Annotated in this window: 1 protein-coding gene; it reads right to left on the bottom strand. The window is 60.4% G+C overall.

The genetic code is table 11. The features are described from left to right. Positions 1 to 451: AMP-binding protein (locus tag EOA24_RS43765; RefSeq protein ID WP_348633117.1), on the bottom strand; the 451-nt coding region annotated here is incomplete at its 3' end. Positions 452 to 472 lie beyond the last annotated feature (21 nt).

Raw genomic sequence — 472 nt, 5'->3', positions numbered from 1 at the left:
CCACAAAGGGACTGGCGATGAACCGCTCGGCCGTCAGCTCGGGCCGGTTCAGGTAGCCACGCGCAACGCCTGCGCCGCCAATGTAAAGCTCGCCCACCGCCCCGAACGGCACAGGCGCGCCATGGCCGTCCAGCAGGTACACCCGCGTGTTCGCAATCGGACGGCCGAGGGGAGGCAATTGGGGCCAACATGATGGGTCAGCCGCAAGCCGGTGCTCGGCAATGACGTTGATTTCTGTCGACCCGTATTGATTGATCAATCTCGCCTTTGGATGTGCTTCGAAGAACGCCTTAAGCCCTGGAGTAGCCTGCAGTTGCTCACCCGCTGTATAGATCTCACTTAGAGAGGGCAGTTGCACTTGCTGCCCGCCCCAGACCTCCGCAAAATGGTTCAATGCTACGAATGGAAGGAAAAGCCGCTCGATCGCCTCCCCCTTCACGAACTCGAGCAAGTCGGAGAAGTCCTTGCGGGT

Source organism: Mesorhizobium sp. M2A.F.Ca.ET.039.01.1.1 (assembly GCF_003998035.1).
Classification (GTDB): domain Bacteria; phylum Pseudomonadota; class Alphaproteobacteria; order Rhizobiales; family Rhizobiaceae; genus Mesorhizobium.
The sequence above is the reverse complement of the archived record's forward strand: the minus strand, read 5'-3'. Positions and strand labels throughout refer to the sequence as shown.